Here is a 17,004-nt window from a genome sequence, read left to right as displayed (position 1 = left end):
CCGTCACCGCCTGCCGCTAAACCGTTTGATCGCTTCCTCAGTCACCGGCGTGAAGAAGTTAATCAGGTTGCCGTCGGGATCGCGAAATAGCGTAGCACGGTTCCCCCACGGCATCGTAGTGGGTTCCTTGACCCACTCATTGACAATCGGCTTCAAGCGCTCGTATTCCGCGTCAACATCGTGGACGCGGAACTCGATGATGACCGTGCGATTGTCGGCTGCCGCTGCGGAACCAGCGCCGAACAGCTGCACCGTCTGGGAGTGGCCGATCGCCAGCGTACACGATGGCACAATGAGTTCAGCAAAGACGGGCGCGAGGCGCTCCGCCGAAACCCCCATGACTTTCTCATAGAACTCGACGAGACGATCCACGTCGTCGGTAATGATACGTACTGAAGCAAAATTCACGAGATAACATCCTTCCTATAACAAATAATACAATACGTGTCCTATCATTTGGGGCCCAAATACTTTGCATTTAACACCCACTCCTGACTTACTCCAATTATAAAAAAACGCTGCTGACAACAGTGTGTCAGTAGCTATTCGATATCATAATTAAGGTACGGGGAGGGCGCCCAGCGGGCTTTGTACGATCAAGCACATGAAGTTAATTAGAAGCTATTACGCAGTTAATAAGGTTATCAGCCCAAGAGGTTATCTAATAGCTATAGCCTGGCATTGGCCGTAGAGGCCATAATAAATAAATATTAATAAGTTAGGGGGAGAACTATTGTTGCATAGTTGAAATCAGGGGTAGGAAAGTTGCGGCTATGCAGGCTGGACAGATCGAAATCGAATTTTCCAAACTACGACAAAGGAGAATGAAATGGACAAACGATTACAAAGCTGCATCAGCAAACTAATGGTGTTTCTCATGCTGTCCACTACGTTATTAGGTGTAGGCAGCAGCACAGTTCTGGCAATTGATACGACGAATACCAGAAGCTTTGACGTGTGGGATTTCGGTGGAGCAGAAGCTCCTGAGGAAGCCTATGTCAACCAGATCACGGTCAGCCTGCTCAATGGACTAACCGACTATGTTTCCACGGGAGGTTCGCCCGCTAAAGGTGTGTTTAAGGCGAATACACCGTTCGGCGATTTAACTTTATTTACATCCGGCACTCATAACAGACTTTACTATTACGACGGGAGCGCGAACGGTGCATTATCGTATGGCAATCCTACAAGCAAGACCTTTAGCGACGGATATGTGTCCAAAGGTTCTATCTACTCAGCCGGTAACGGGGACGATACCACGAAGTATATCAAGCTCGACAATGTGGTGGCAGGAGATACCATTACGCTTTATGGATTTGTGACGAACGGTACCGGCACGTCCAATGTTAATTTTGATTTGACCAGTACATCGAATGGAACAACGAAAAAAGGCACGGATACCGTGGATCAAAACGGCAAGAAAGTGACGTATTTAGCGAAAGATTCCGGCAGCTTGAAAATTTATTTTACAAATTCCACGGCAAGTGTAAAACCGAATATCGCAAGAATCGTCAGAACGCCCGGCGTTAAGGTAAGCGGCATGCTGAATCTGAATGGATATGCGATTTCGGGGCACTCGCTTGTTTTCCAGAACGAATCAACCGGGGATATTCTCAAGGCAACGCTTGACCCGGACGGGACTTATGAGGCGACTCTGAATGCCGATTATACGTACACGGCTGTTCTGCAAGGCGTCAATTCGGAGTATTCGATTTCCGACACCACGAAAACCTTGATCACTTCGACTGCACAAATTGTAAGCGGTATCAATGATCATCATTTGGATGTAGCCCAAACCCCCATGTCGACAGTAAGTGGCAGCATCGCGGGTTTTGATAGCGGATATAACTTGGATCATTTCAAAATCACATTCAACCCGCCAGAAGGAAGTCTCGCTCCGGCCGTTGAGGCTGATCTCAATAAGGCGAGTATGACGTACTCTGTCGATGTCAGAGCAGGCGTAGCATACTCAACCGTGCTCTCTGGGGTGAACGATTATGAGCTTACGGGCGGAAGCAGCGTCCATACAAGCACGAACATGACGCAAGATATTACGGTTGCCAAGAAAGCGGTTTATATGGCAACGGGTGCTTTCGTAGGGCTGCCGCCGACTGTTGCCGTTTCCAGCATGACATTTACGAATGTGGATGACGGTTATAGCTATCCAGGTACCGTGACCGGCTCGGGCAATGGGATAGACGGGGGATACACAGTTAGCCTTCGAGATGGCGCCTACGCCGTATCGGCCACTAGCACGGATCCCACCTATTCGACGATCGGACATGTCGTGGTGAGCGGAAGCAGCGTAACAAAGAATGTGAAATTTTCGACAACAACGCCACTTTCTGCACTTCCATGGGTCGGCGATCTCTATGTGGGAGACAGCACCAAGGCAAACTATTTCACCACGATCAGGGAAGCGCTTGCGACTGCTGCGCGGATGAATCCGGCAAGTGAAGCGCAGCGAATTACGATCCATATTGCACCCGGCGTCTACCGGGAACAATTGAAAGTGACCACTCCTTATATTAGCTTTGTCAATACAGATCCGAGTAAGGAAGTCAAAATCACCTGGTACTACGGCGTCGGTTATGATTACTACAGTGCAGGACCGGATGGTTCCTATAACGAAGACCGCGCCTTCGACAAATATGCCAAAGGCTACCCAGGCAACTTCAAGTGGGGAGCTACCGTTTTCTTAACGAGCGCCGCCAAAGGGTTTAGAGCCGAAAGCATCGTCTTCGAGAATTCGTTCAATAAATACGTAACGCAGGAGGAGCTGGATGACGGCGTACAAGTGACGACGATCAGCACGCCGACGAATCTTACCGTAAGAACAATGGGGATGGATGCCACTTCCCGAGCAGCAACGGAAAGAGCAGCGGCTGTGGGGGTTGAAGCCGATAATGTAGAATTCTATAACAGCAAATTCCTGTCAAGCCAGGATACCCTGTATACCGGTAATTCCGTAACGAATCAGTATTACAAAGACTGTTTCATAGAGGGGAATACGGACTATATTTTCGGTGATGGCAATGCGGTATTCGATAATTGTATCTTGAACTTTACTGGATATAGCGATACAGGGTCGGGAGGCTACATTACGGCGGCCAAGCCTTCTGCGGCAAGCAATCCGCAATTTTTCGGCTATTTGTTCAAGGGAGCTACGATAACCGGTACACAAGGCAAGATCCAGGCGCCCGGTTATTTCGGAAGACCTTGGGGACAAGAGGCCAAAGTGAAATTTCTGGATACGAGACTTCAAGACAGCTCCTTAATTGCCCCGCAGGGCTGGACGTCGATGAGCAACTCTACGCCGGAGAACGCAAGCTTCTATGAATATAACACGACTTATAACGGTCAGCCGGTGGATACATCATCGAGAAGAGGATATGTGCTTACCGCTGACACCGCCGTTACTAACGTAACTGATTATTTGGGCAGCGATTGGCTGCCGAAGTATTATACCCCAGGCGCGACCGCACCGGTCATTACGGCATTTGCCGGAAACGGAAATGCTACCCTTACATGGACTACCGTCACAGGCGCCACTTACTACACGGTGAAAGGGAGGACGGCGGACAGTACGGTTTATAACATGGTCTACTCGGTGGATAATCCGACTGTTACTTCGTATACATACTCCGGTCTGATGAACGGAACGGCCTATCAGTTTATCGTAACGGCATCCGATAGCTATGGCGGAAGCGTAAATTCAAATGTCGTGACCGTAACACCCGGCGTTTCAGGGACTGCGCCATCCGCACCTTCTATCGAAGCAATAGCGGGGGGAGCTTCGGCAATGCTTACATGGAACGCCGTACCGGGAGCAACATCGTATCAGATTAAAGGCGGTACATCCAGCGGTGTCTATCCAATGGTCCAAACGGTCAACGATGCGACAATAACTTCCTATACCTATTCCGGTTTAACCTATGGAACAACCTACAATTTCGTTGTGACGGCAAGCAACGAGTATGGAGAAAGTGCCGCTTCGAATATCGTAAGCGTAACTCCGGGGAACCATGCAAGAATCAAGCCGGAGGATTTCATGGGTGCGGATGTGGGCAGTCCGGCGCTCGCAGGTTCTTCGAGTTTTGACGATGATACGAATGTATTCACGCTCACCGGTTCAGGTACGGGTATTAATAAAAACGCCACCGGACTCGATCAGTTTTATCTAAAAGCCGTTAAGATCAAAGGTGATTATACGATCAGTGCAAAAGCTGCATTCGTCGGCTATGGACCGGGGATTTACGGCAATCCAGGATTGACGATCAGGGAGAGTCTTGATCCCAACAGTTATCACTTTACACAATTAGAGCAATATGCCAGCACAGCGGTAGGCGGGAGAAAAATGTTCCGGTACAACGGTTCTTCAAATGGCTCCAATAATAACTTCCCGCTTAATGGTACGGCTTATCTGCAATTAACCAAGGTTGGAGATAAAATCACATCGATTATCAGCTCCTCTCCCATCCCTAAGGAGCCCATTGCATCCGATTCCTTGATTATCAGCTCTGCTACTGCTACGAACCTCGGTTTGGACGCCAATGGTAATCCCAAGGAGCTTTACGTAGGCTTGCTGGCTACTTCAGCGAATGCAAGCAAGCGTATTACAGCGACATTTGAAGATGTCCGAATTGTGATGGCGGATGGAACGGTTGCTTTTGATTCGAATGAAGGGAAGCCGGTCGCTCCGAAGAATGTTGCCGCTAAGCCGTATGATGCGAGTGCGCTCATCACATGGGATGCACTGCCAACAGCAACGTCTTATACCGTCAAACAAAGCGCGAATCCGCAGGGGCCTTTTACAATTGCCAAAACAGTTACCGATTCCACCTATCAAGCGGAAATTAAAGGTCTGGCTAACGAACAGACGCATTACTTCGTCGTAACCGCAAGCAATGCAAGCGGGGAGAGCATTCCGTCCGCGATAGTAAGTGTCGTTCCCACGGCTTCCGCTTCCGTGCCCCCTGTCATTACGATGACTTCCGCAGAACCGGCAAGCCAATTGTATAGCGCTTTGCTGCCTATCAGCGGCAAAGTAAACAAACAGAGCACATTAACCATTACGAATAATGGAGTGCCCGTTAAGCTGGCTGGTGAACAAACAAGTCTGCACGTAAAGAAGGATGAACCATTTAACGCCACTTTGATTTTGCTGCCTGGCATGAATGAGATCGAAATCAAAGCGGCTGATGACTACGGTTATGTAACGACAACGAACTATCAGGTTACCTATACGTATAAAGCAACGACGATCAACTTCTATGATGACAACGGACAAGTCGTTACAAAATTGGCGCCAGGTAAGGATATTGTTGTTATGGGGCAGGTTGATAATTTCATTGCTCCCACGAAAGACGCTGTGATGTTTACCGGTCTCTATGATGAGCACAACAACCTGATTAAGTTCATAAGTACGGCGGAGACTGTAGCCAATGGAGATGCTGAGCAATTCGCTGCACGTATGAAGCTTCCTGATGATGTGAGCGGGTATACGTTAAAAGTTTTCATTTGGGATCATGTCGTCCATATGCAACCTGTATCCGATGTAATCGAGCTGAAGTAAGGCTAAATGGGGAGGATACCTACACATGAAAAAGAAACTTATATTGGCTGTGATGTGTGCTGTAGTAGGTTTATCATCACTGCCTATGGAAGGGGCGGTTCAGGCTGAAGGTGCGGCAGCACCTTCAACCATCCCGTCTTTTCCCGGCGCTGAGGGCGGAGGCATGTATACCAGCGGCGGACGCGGCTACGACGTCTACGAAGTTACGAACCTGAATGACTCCGGTCCAGGTTCCTTAAGAGATGCCATCAGCGCGGATAATCGAATGGTTGTGTTCCGTGTATCGGGAACCATTCAGTTAGCAAGTTCTTTGAGCTTTGCGAACAGGAAAAATATCACCGTCGCGGGACAAACGGCACCGGGAGACGGAATCTGCATTGCCGGGTACAATACAGACGTAAGCAATGCTTATAACATCATCATTCGGTACTTGCGGTTCAGACCCGGTGCTGCGAATATCGCGAGTGAACCGGACTCTCTGGGGGGCAGAGGCTCCAACTATGTGATGGTCGATCACGTATCCGCGGGTTGGTCCACGGACGAATCGCTATCTTTTTATGAAAACAACAATATGACCGTTCAATGGAGCTTGATCAGTGAGAGCTTGACTTTATCCGGCCACTATAAAGGGAAGCATGGATATGGCGGCATCTGGGGAGGCAATGCGACTAGCTTCCATCACAATCTGTTCTCCACGCATACGAGCCGGATGGCAAGGGTAGGTAACGGTACTACACCGGGCATTGTGACGATAGCTAACAACGTGATCTATAACTGGGGCTTCAATAACATGTATGGGGGAACAGCTGGCCTAAGCACCAATGTTATCAATAACTATTATAAGCCGGGTCCTTCGACATTCAGTTCGGTGAAAGGGAGAATCGTTAACCCTAGCGACGGGGAGTTCCATGTGAAAGGTAATTTCATGGTTGGCAATCCGACGGCAAGCGCAGATAACAGCAAAGGGATTCAAGACCAGAGTGCGACCGCCCAAATCTCCAGTACGCCATTTACTGACAGTGGGTATACGCTGCTGCAAGTAGAAGATGCTCAAGTTGCCTATGAGAAAGTGATTCGTCAGGTCGGCGCCAACCTGCCCAAACGGGATGCGGTGGATGCCCGAGTCATTCAGGATGTCATCGGCGGCACCGGAAGAATCATCAATCGGGAATATGAAGTAGGCGGATACCCGGAATTGAAAACAGGGGCCGTTCCGGCAGATACGGATCATGACGGTATGCCCGATGCTTGGGAAGATGCGCATAGCTTGAATAAGAATGATGCATCGGACGGCAAGGCCATCACGGCTTCCGGCTACAGCCATCTGGAGGTCTATCTCAACAGCTTGACCGATTTGAATTCACTTCAGGATAATCCGGTAGTCAAGGTGACAACCCCAACCTATAATGCCCGGTATGCTGAAGGCAGCTCCATGGAAATTGATGTGGAGGCGACAGATGCGGATGGCATCACGAAAGTAGAATTTTATAAGAATGATGAGAAGATCGGAGAAGACGCGGAAGCTCCTTATCGTTATACGTTGGATCAAGCTGCTGCAGGTACTTATTATATCTCTGCCAGAGCGTACGATCATCTAGGGAATGCAACCCAATCGACCTCTATGCCGGTGCATGTGAACGGTCCAGAGGTACAGGAGCCTTGGATTTCCACAGATATTGGCAGTACGCCTGTACAAGGAAGCGGAAGCTTGGATGCCTCCGGTACTTTGACGGTTAAGGGCTCGGGTAAAATAACCGGTACAAAGGATAGCTTCCACTTCGTTTACCAGCCCATCAGCGGCAATGCCGCACTGACGGCGAGACTGGATTCGATTGCCCTGTTGGATAATAATGCGATTTCCGGTCTCATGATACGGGAAAGCCTGGATTCCGATGCCGCTGAGGCGATCATCAGTACTTCCATCGTGAAGGCTGACCGAGACGAGAATTTAAATGGCGATAAAGATGACACGTATTATGCGACTTATTTTTCAACCCGAATGAACAAAGGCCAAACAGCCCAAACACTCAATAGCAGTGATTATCCGCAAGATTATTTGCCGGCATTAACGGACCACGTCATGCCCGTCTGGTTGAAAATTGAGCGTGTGGAGAATACGATAATTGCCTACACCTCGAATGATGGTCATGCGTGGAAGGAGCTTGCAAGGAAGGAGGTGGCTATGGGGAAAGAGGCCTATATCGGTTTCGCCGTAGATGCCTCTCAGCCGTCGATCGCTAATATTTATTACAATACGGCCCAATTCTCCAACATCCAGCTCACGAATTCATTTGTCGTGCAGGATATCAAGGTTACTGATTTATGGGGGAATGCACGGACCGGTCTTACGCCAGGATTAAATGCGGTCGCTGAAGTTACAATAAATAAGAATTCTATAGCGGTCCAGGATGCTGTCATTGCGATTCAGCTTTGTGACTCGAACGATCATGTGCTGGGCACTTCCTACGTAAAGTCACAGTTCCATGCCGGGCAAACCAAGACGGTGAAAGCTGGGTTCAGCACCCCGATAGGCGTGGAGGGACTCCAATTAAAAGCATTCGTAGTCAATAGTTTGACAGAGGGCATGAGAATTTCGAATGAAATGTCGGTTCATTAATCGGAGCTCGAAACCTCATTTGAGCTTGTTATGGAATCTAAATTAGGGGCGAAGATATGACAACCAATCGTTTAAGCTGCTTGCGAATGCTGTTGGCCGTGCTGTTATTCTCAACGATGATTCTCCAAGCAAGCCCTGTGAAAGTATTCGCCAACACATCGCTAACCGTTAGTCAGACTTTAGAGAATAATAAAGCGGAATTTAAAGTTGTTGGTGCCGTAACGTCAAATGATGCGGTATCCATATTGGTCATGCAAAAGCAGACGAACTCCGTGGTCTACACGGACCAAGCGGTTCTTGCAAATGGGGAATTCACATTCAGCACCTTGCTGCCAAAGGGTGAATACAGCGGATTTGTTAGCTCCGCGAGCAATGAGAAGGTGATGCTTCAGGACTTCCGTATCGTAAAGGAAGAGAGCATCGTCGGATTTCGGTCGTTGAATCCGATAACAGCAGCCAAAGGCGCGGTCCTCGTATTGCCAAGCTCCGTCGTTGCCGTCTTCGATGATGGAGCCAATCGCGAGATCGGTGTTCAGTGGATGAACGTACCGACAACGGACAGAGACGGTCAGTATACGCTGATCGGTAAAGTGAATGGAAGCAGCCAAACGGTGAGTTTGGCTGTCAAGGTCGGCGATGGCAGTGCCGGCGGCGGCAATAACAATAACAACAACGGCAATAACAGCAATAACGGGAGCGGGCATAACAATACGAACAGCGGCGGTACAACGTCGAATAATGGCTCGACATCAACGGTCAACAGTTCGACGATAACCGTGCCGTCCAAGCTGGATAGCTCAACAGCTGCAGCCAAAGCAGAAGTCGCACAAGAAGCTGTCAACCATGCATTCGCCCAGGCAGCTGCCGATAAGAAAGGCGTCAAAACAGTCATCATCCATCTGGAACCCATTAACGACGCCGAGGCTTACGAACTGTCACTGCCCGCAAGCGTGTTGGTTCAAGGTGGAAGCAAACAAATCATTGCCATTCATACACCTGTGGGAGACATCAAGTTGCCGGGCAATATGGTAAAATCAGCAGGAACGGGTAGTACCACCATTTCCGTTTCGATTAAAGCAGTTGACCTATCAACGATTGTTGATCCGGAAATGAGAGAAGCCATTGGTGACAGGCCAATCGTAGAATTGAATTTGCTAGCTGACGGCAAGGTTATGAGCTGGGAAAACAAGGATGCACCCGTCCAGGTATCCGTCAAGTATACCCCTCGGCCTGAAGAGAATCCTGAACATTTGGTAGTTTGGTATATAGACGGAGCAGGGAAAGCGGTCAAGGTTCCGAATGCCAAATACGATCCGGCAACAGGAACGGTAACCTTCCGTACGTCCCATTTCAGTACATATGCTGTCTCCTATGGAATGAAGACCTTCGACGATGCAGGTATTTACCCTTGGGCACAAGCGCCAATCGAAGTGTTAGCCTCCAAGGGAATCATTAATGGGATCACGGAGTCTGAGTTCCGTCCGGCAGAGAAAATTACAAGAGCGGACTTCGTGCTTCTCCTGATCAAAACGTTGGGGTTAACGGCGGATTTCAGCGACAATTTCAGCGATGTCAGTCCATCCGACTATTATTATGAAGCAGTGGGTATTGCGAAAAAGCTCGGGATCGCGAATGGAACCGGTACGAATACCTTCAATCCCAAGGAAAATATCTCCCGTCAAGATTTGATGGTTCTCAGCGCAAGAGCACTGACGCTCGCAGGCATTTTGACGAGTCAAGGCAAAGCGGATGATATTCAGAGTTTCAGCGATAAAACGGATATAGCTTCGTATGCAGTAGAAGATATCGCGGCCATGGTGAGGGAAGGAATCGTGAGCGGGGACGGAAGCCTGCTCCATCCGCGCGCGAATGCCACCCGTGCCGAGACTGCCGCTATTATGTACAGGATTTTTAATAAGCTTTAAATCAAATAAGAATAGTTCATGTGGCTTAAGCGCCGATAATCCATTCGATTATCGGTGTTTTTGCTTGGACTGCAGATTGGATAGCGTGAAGCAACATTTGAAACGAAGCAGCCAATTTCCTCGCCAACAAGATGTAGTATCACATTGCGTATGGGGGGGAGGACGAACTAGCTAAGCGGGAGCGTAACTGGAATTTCTCCAGTTAATTTCGCGATATCTAGCTTCAACCGGCGTCATAACTGGAAAATCTCCCGCTAATCGCAGTGAAATGGCCGCCATTCGGTCATTTATCGCAGATTTAACGGGAGATGTTCCAGTTATCCAATAGAGCGAGCTATTTTGTTAGCGGAATAACAGGAGTTTTTCCATTTATCGGTTGGTTGCTTGCACGGCGATCCGGAATTCCAGCAAGTCCAGCCGCCGAAAAAGCCCTAACCACGAACAGGGACTACCACCAAAAGGTGCTGGTCCCTGTTTCCATGCTGCATACGAAAGAGCAAAGCTGCAGCATAATTAATGCTTTGCAAACATATTCAGCAGCAGTTGACATCAGCCTTTTTTGACCGATATTCTAAAACGCAAGCATTGATATACATATTGTTCATGCATCTTGAACTCTTCAGGTAAAATACTTGTTTTACAAAAACTTAACGAGATATGTCATTGAATATGTCAGTGACATGAATTAAGCTCAATATAGATCACTGAACTAAGTGTTCTCATAGCAAGATGGCAATACGAATCACACAAGGGAATGATGAACTAGCCGCCAATGCTGCCGTCATGATTTTGATTAGAACGAGGGATAACCAGTAATGAAAAATGCACAGGCGTCAAAGAAATCGAGTCTACTGTACCTGCAAATAGCCGATAAGGCTATAGGCATTATCCAGAGCCGCAGGCTTCAACCGCATGATCCAGTCCCTTCGGAAGGAGAACTTGCGAAGCTGTTCGGTGTTAGCCGGATGACGAGTAAGCTGGCGCTGGAACGGTTGGTCGAGCAGGGGCTGGTGTACCGTTTGCCGAGAAGGGGGACCTTCCTTTCCGAACAAAGGGATGGAGAGCCTAACAACGGCGTGCTTCCGCCAATTAATAAAGCGCTTCCAATAAAAGCGGAGAAGAGTAATCAGGTAGCGCTCATAGTGCCCCATCTATCTGATTACACTTCAAAAATTATTGCGGCAGCGGAGAACGAAGTGCGAAAGCACGATTGTGATCTTATTTTGAAAATAAGCAAGGATAAAGATGATGAGGATCGCTGCCTGCAGAGGCTTGTTGAAGGGGGGATCGACGGCATCATTTTATTTCCTCAGGGGCGCAAGACCTGCAGTGATCAGGTGCTGAGATTGAAATTACAGCAGTTTCCGATTGTGATTATCGATCGTATTTTTCGTGAGGTTCAGATTGATTGCGTGTATCACGATCATTATCAAGGCTCTTACCAGATGACCCAATATTTGATCGAGAAAGGGCACCGTGAAATCGGATACACCTCGAACTCGATAGATAATATCACCAGCAGGGAGGAGAGGTACCAAGGTTATATTCAGGCGCTGCTCGATCATGCGATTCCAGTCAAGAACCAATCTATTCTTTTCAAAAGTGTGCCGTGCAATCCGAGCCGTATTAACGAGAGCGACCCCGAACAGGAACGGTTTATTCAGGAGAATCCGCAGATGACGGCCCTCATGTGCGGGGATGATCATGTGGCCATTTCAACCTTATATACAGCTTTGAGTATGGGGATCTCTGTCCCCGATAAGCTTTCAATTGTTGGGTTCTCCGATATCCATTTATCAGCGTTAACACCGATTCCGCTTACAACGGTCAGACAGGATACCGGGCAGCTTGCCCAATCGGCTCTTAATCTTCTTATGAAGCGCATCCATCATTCGCAGGAGAAACAGATTACCATTAAAATTCAAACGAAGATCGTAGAGAGGAAATCCGTTCTTTAGGATTGACAGAAGGAGTTTATATGAAAATTCATTTTCTTGGAACCGCAGCAGCAGAGGGCTTTCCGAATGCATTTTGCCGGTGTGAGTATTGCCTCAAGGCACGGAAACTCGGGGGAAAAAACATACGCACACGAACATCCGCCATCATTGACGATGTCATCAAATTCGATTATTCGCCAGATTCTTATATGCAGGCGCTTCGAGACAACATTGATATGGGCGCTATCGAGCACCTGCTTGTCACTCATACGCATTCTGATCATTTCAATGCTTATGATTTGGAATGCCGGAGAGCGGGAATTGCTCACGAGCTTCAGAATCCTCTGCATATCTATGGGAATGATGCCGTGATGTACCACACGCGTGTCGCCATCGGCCGCTTTGAAGGAGAAAGGTTTGCATTTCATCTGCTGCGCCCATTCGAGACGATACAGGTAGGTGATGCACTTGTCACACCGCTCCTTGCGGATCATGACCGGATGGAAACCTGTTTGTTGTACGTGGTCGAAAAGGAAGGCAAAAAGCTGCTGTACGGTCATGATTCGGGCTGGTTTCCGGAAGCTACATGGGCATGGTTGAAGGGGAAAAATCTGGATTGCGCCATACTCGACTGCACGCACGGATACACGGGGAATTCCCGCGACCGCAATCATATGTGTATTGAGACGGTGCTGGAGGCTCAGCGTGAGTTCCGGAAAGAGCATATATTGAAAGAGGAAGGGCAGATCGTCGTCACGCACTTCAGCCATAATTCCAAACTGCTTCACGATGAATTTGACGAAATTTTCAAACCCGCCGGGGTCGTGGTGGCCTATGACGGATTGATCCTTAATATTTAGAAATACAGTTGCGAATGTTTATCATGTCTCTTTAACAAATAACCCACCCTATACCTAAAGGAGCGTCATGTAAATGATAAGAAAAATGGTAGGCGTATCTTTGATATCCATCCTGTGTTTAGCGGTAACGGCTTGCGGTGGAGGCAATACGAACGGTAACACGGCAGGGACTGCCGCACCGGCCAGTACACCCTCTGCATCTGCGCCGGCTGCGAAAGAACCGGTCAAGAATGAAAAATTGATCGTATACACCAATGCGAATTCAGATGGCAGAGGCGACTGGTTAATCCAAAAGGCGAAAGAAGCCGGTTTTGAAATCGATATTGTCGGGGCTGGCGGAGCCAACTTAACGAATCGCTTAATAGCCGAGAAAAACAATCCGGTTGCGGACGTCATTTATGGCTTGAACAACATGCTGTATGAAAATTTAAAGAAAGAAAAAGTGCTTGCCAAATATACCCCGGCATGGGCGGGGGAAATTGAAGCGGGCTTGAACGACACAGAAGGATATTACCACGGTTTGGTCAAGCAAGCGATTCTGATTGGCTATAATCCAAAGTCTTATACGCCGGATACAGCACCGAAGGATTGGTCTGATGTGTATAGCAATCCGCAGTTCAAGGGGAAATATGAGACTCCGACTCAGCTGGATCAAATTACGCCGCAGCTCATCGTGGCAAGCATTTTGACCAAATACAAAGACGACAATGGCCAGTACGGAATTTCCAAACAAGGCTGGGATGAAATCAAGAAGCTGTATGACAACGGCGTCCCGGCGGTTAAAGGGGAAGACTTCTATCAGAATATGGTCAACGGGAAAACTCCGATCGGGGCTGTCGTTTCGGGCACTCTGCAGGCAAAAGAGAAACAATATGGGGTTAAAGCGGGAACTGTAAGTCCGAGTGCCGGAGTACCTATGATTGTAGAACATGCGGCCATTGCGAATGGGACCAAGAAGATGGAAACGGCGAAAAGGTTTATCGACTGGATCGGTTCCGCGGACGTGCAAGGACAATTTGCCGCACAGTTCAATGCGATGCCTGCGAATACGAAAGCTGCTGCAAAAGCAAACAAAGACGTACAGGACCTTTATGCTTCGATTAAGCCTATAGCTTTTGATTGGGTTTTTGTTGCAGGAAATCTCGGGAAATGGGTAGAAAAAATTCAATTGGAAATTATGAAATAAGGTTATGAATGATGCAGGCTGCATGATGGGATTTTGCCATGGATGCAGCCTGTTATTAAAAAAATACTTTTTACAGAGGGTAAAGATGATTACATTCCAAGATGTTCAAATTCATTTCGGTGATTTCCATGCCATCAAGAACCTCAATCTCAACATCAGAGAAGGAGAATTTTTTACGTTTCTCGGGCCATCGGGATGCGGGAAAACGACGATTCTCCGGAGTTTGGTCGGTTTTATCAATCCTGCGAGCGGACAGATCCTGTTGAATGACCGGGATATTACCCAAGTGCCGATAGAAAAGCGAGAAATCAGCATGGTCTTTCAAAGCTATGCTCTGTTTCCCACATTAAACGTATACGAAAACATTGCTTTTGGCATGCGGGTGAAGAAATTCTCTAAAGCCGAGGTAGATAAGCAGGTTAGAGAGATTGCCAGAAAAGTCGATTTAAGCGAGGAACAGCTTGTCAAAAAAGTGTCCGAGTTATCGGGTGGTCAGCAGCAGCGTGTCGCTATCGCCAGAGCTCTTGTGCTCAAGCCAAGCATCCTCGCATTGGATGAGCCTTTGTCCAATCTGGACGCCAAGCTGAGAGTGCAGCTGCGTAATGAGTTAAAGGATCTTCAGAAGAAGTTCGGAATCACAACGGTGTATGTAACGCATGACCAGGAAGAAGCCTTGACTTTATCGGATCGAATCGCAGTATTTAACAAGGGAATTGTTGAACAAGTAGGCACACCGCGGGAAATCTACAATGAATCTAAGACGGAATTTGTATGTAACTTTATCGGCGATATTAATCGGATTCAACCAGCGATTATTCATAACTCACCTTTAAAGGATTTAATTGACCCTGATAAGAAATCTTATATCCGAAACGAGAAAATAAGCCTAACACCAATAGCTCCCGATAAAAATGCCGTTCAATTAAAAGGGAAAATTGTGGATCAGGAATTTTATGGCATATATACGAAGTATTCGGTCGAGATTGCAGGCGGCGGGGTCCTGAAGACCGTCGAAACCGAAAAAGGGCATGATCAATACCAAACAGGAGATGAGATTGACATCTTTATGCACGCCAGCGATATTTTGCAGTACTAGGGGGTAACCTTGTTGAACGTACAGAATACTAAAAAAGCACGGCCGTCCGTGGCTTTGTCAACATTGATTTTCTATGCTTTGATAGCATGGTTTGTCATCGCCTTTCTGATTTATCCGAATCTTAATGTTTATTACGAAATCTTTTTTGGTAAGGGAAGTTTTTCATTTGAACCCGTTCAAAAGCTGTTATCCTCCGCCCGTGCCATGAAAAGCTTGTACAACAGCTTTATTTTGGCGGTTTCGCTTATTTTCACGGTAAACCTTGTCGGGATCTTTTTGGTTCTGGTGGTCGAATACTTTGATATCAAAGGCGCAAAAATATTAAGGCTTGGTTATTTTACAACTCTTATCTACAGCGGCGTTGTGTTGGTATCCGGTTACAAATTGATTTACGGTGAAACGGGACTTATGACGAAAGTTTTGGCCTTTGTATTTCCTTCCTTTGATACGAATTGGTTTCACGGCTATTGGGCGGTCCTCTTCGTTATGACGTTCGCCTGTACGTCCAACCATGTCCTTTTTCTAAGCAATGCTATGCGCAAAGTGGATTTCCAAACGATCGAAGCAGCGAAAAACATGGGGGCGTCACCCTTTTATATTCTGAGACGCGTCGTTCTTCCCGTGCTAAAACCAACCATTTATGCGTTGACGATCCTCCTCTTTCTTACAGGTTTGGCGGCAACGTCGGCACCTCTGATTCTGGGGGGGACGGAGTTTCAAACCATTACGCCTATGATTCTTGCCTTCGCGAACAGCACGTATTCCAAAGATTTAGCTGCACTGCTCGCACTCGTTCTCGGTTTGGCAACAATGGTACTGCTTTCAATCATGATCCGATTTGAACGAAAAGGAAATTTCATGTCGGTATCCAAAGTTAAATCCGAGATGGTTAAACAAAAAATTAATCATCAGCTTGCGAATGTGCTTACCCATGCCGCAGCCTATTTGCTCTTTCTGATCTATATCATCCCGGTCATTCTTATTATTGCTTTTTCCTTCACAGATGCCCAAAGTATTGCAAAAGCAACGATTACCTTCAGCAGTTTGACCTTGGACAATTACATCCATGTGTTTTCAAGTCTTTCGGCTTTTAAACCTTATTTGGTAAGTGTCTGCTATGCAGCTGCAGCGTCAGTCGCCGTTGTGGCCTTGGCTTTAATGGCTTCCCGGATATTGCATAAATATAAGAATGCCTGGAGCAGTATGCTGGAATATTCCCTGCTGATCCCGTGGATGCTGCCTTCAACCTTAATTGCAATAGGCCTGATTGTTACCTTTGGTACACCGAGGCTTATTATTGGCAATTACGTGTTGGTCGGATCCGCATGGTTGTTGCTCATTGCCTATGTGATCGTCCACATACCATTTACCCTTCGTATGGTGAAGGCGTCCTTCTTCAGTATTGACAGCAGTCTTGAGGATGCAGCCAAAAATTTGGGTGCCAAATCCTTTTATACGTTCAGAAGGGTACTTCTGCCCATCATTCTTCCCTCTACGCTGGCTGTCCTAGCTTTGAATTTCAACGGGATCTTAGCGGATTATGACCTGACCGTATTCCTGTATCACCCTCTATACCAGCCGTTGGGGATCGTTATCAAAAATAGCACGGACGCAGATGCGGTAGCGGATACCAAAGCGCTGACCCTGGTCTATTCTGTCGTTTTGATGGTTATGTCTACCCTCACTTTATATTTTGTATACGGCAGAAGAAGTAAAGGCTAGTGCTAACAGCGGCCGGATCAAATATGGAACGGTTAAAACCTCCTTAGGGAGGTTTTTTGCTGACCCGAGGCTTTCGGCTCCCCTTC

Annotated in this window: 9 protein-coding genes; 8 read left to right on the top strand and 1 reads right to left on the bottom strand. The window is 47.5% G+C overall.

Annotation, left to right across the window (positions count from 1 at the left end; genetic code table 11):
* Positions 1-3: 3 nt before the first annotated feature.
* On the bottom strand, positions 4-408 hold the full coding sequence (locus PUT07_RS21855) for a VOC family protein (protein WP_274470566.1): 405 nt from the start codon (positions 406-408) through the stop codon (positions 4-6).
* Positions 409-829: 421 nt separating this feature from the next.
* Here PUT07_RS21855 and PUT07_RS21850 point away from each other — a divergent pair, with 421 nt between their 5' ends.
* The 8 genes from PUT07_RS21850 to PUT07_RS21815 all read left to right on the top strand — a co-directional run bounded on the left by PUT07_RS21850 (position 830) and on the right by PUT07_RS21815 (position 16,918).
* Entirely contained in the window at positions 830-5,575 is a 4,746-nt protein-coding gene (locus tag PUT07_RS21850; protein ID WP_274470564.1) for a pectinesterase family protein, read from the top strand.
* Between the two features lie 25 nt (positions 5,576-5,600).
* On the top strand, positions 5,601-8,192 hold the full coding sequence (locus PUT07_RS21845) for an Ig-like domain-containing protein (RefSeq protein WP_274470563.1): 2,592 nt from the start codon (positions 5,601-5,603) through the stop codon (positions 8,190-8,192).
* A gap of 56 nt (positions 8,193-8,248) precedes the next feature.
* Positions 8,249-10,117 (top strand): S-layer homology domain-containing protein, encoded by a 1,869-nt coding sequence (locus PUT07_RS21840; RefSeq protein ID WP_274470562.1) that lies wholly within the window; start codon positions 8,249-8,251, stop codon positions 10,115-10,117.
* A gap of 815 nt (positions 10,118-10,932) precedes the next feature.
* Complete coding sequence (locus tag PUT07_RS21835) at positions 10,933-12,075, top strand: GntR family transcriptional regulator (RefSeq protein ID WP_274470560.1); 1,143 nt, start codon at positions 10,933-10,935, stop codon at positions 12,073-12,075.
* A gap of 20 nt (positions 12,076-12,095) precedes the next feature.
* Positions 12,096-12,914 (top strand): MBL fold metallo-hydrolase, encoded by an 819-nt coding sequence (locus tag PUT07_RS21830; protein ID WP_274470559.1) that lies wholly within the window; start codon positions 12,096-12,098, stop codon positions 12,912-12,914.
* A gap of 73 nt (positions 12,915-12,987) precedes the next feature.
* On the top strand, positions 12,988-14,100 hold the full coding sequence (locus tag PUT07_RS21825) for an extracellular solute-binding protein (RefSeq protein ID WP_274470558.1): 1,113 nt from the start codon (positions 12,988-12,990) through the stop codon (positions 14,098-14,100).
* 85 nt (positions 14,101-14,185) lie between these two features.
* Positions 14,186-15,196 (top strand): ABC transporter ATP-binding protein, encoded by a 1,011-nt coding sequence (locus PUT07_RS21820; RefSeq protein WP_274470928.1) that lies wholly within the window; start codon positions 14,186-14,188, stop codon positions 15,194-15,196.
* A 12-nt stretch (positions 15,197-15,208) separates the two neighbouring features.
* A complete protein-coding gene (locus PUT07_RS21815; protein ID WP_274470557.1) occupies positions 15,209-16,918 on the top strand; it encodes an ABC transporter permease in 1,710 nt (569 codons plus the stop codon).
* The last annotated feature ends 86 nt before the right edge of the window (positions 16,919-17,004 follow it).

The organism is Paenibacillus sp. MAHUQ-63, from assembly GCF_028765165.1.
In the GTDB taxonomy this organism is placed as follows: domain Bacteria; phylum Bacillota; class Bacilli; order Paenibacillales; family NBRC-103111; genus Paenibacillus_E.
This window is presented reverse-complemented; position numbering and strand designations above follow the sequence as displayed.

Excerpts from the sequence above, each read along its gene's own strand:
- PUT07_RS21850 (WP_274470564.1), top strand. The coding sequence starts at position 830 with ATGGACAAACGATTACAAAGCTGCATCAGCAAACTAATGGTGTTTCTC.
- PUT07_RS21845 (WP_274470563.1), top strand. The coding sequence starts at position 5,601 with ATGAAAAAGAAACTTATATTGGCTGTGATGTGTGCTGTAGTAGGTTTA.
- PUT07_RS21840 (WP_274470562.1), top strand. The coding sequence starts at position 8,249 with ATGACAACCAATCGTTTAAGCTGCTTGCGAATGCTGTTGGCCGTGCTG.
- PUT07_RS21835 (WP_274470560.1), top strand. The coding sequence starts at position 10,933 with ATGAAAAATGCACAGGCGTCAAAGAAATCGAGTCTACTGTACCTGCAA.
- PUT07_RS21830 (WP_274470559.1), top strand. The coding sequence starts at position 12,096 with ATGAAAATTCATTTTCTTGGAACCGCAGCAGCAGAGGGCTTTCCGAAT.
- PUT07_RS21825 (WP_274470558.1), top strand. The coding sequence starts at position 12,988 with ATGATAAGAAAAATGGTAGGCGTATCTTTGATATCCATCCTGTGTTTA.
- PUT07_RS21820 (WP_274470928.1), top strand. The coding sequence starts at position 14,186 with ATGATTACATTCCAAGATGTTCAAATTCATTTCGGTGATTTCCATGCC.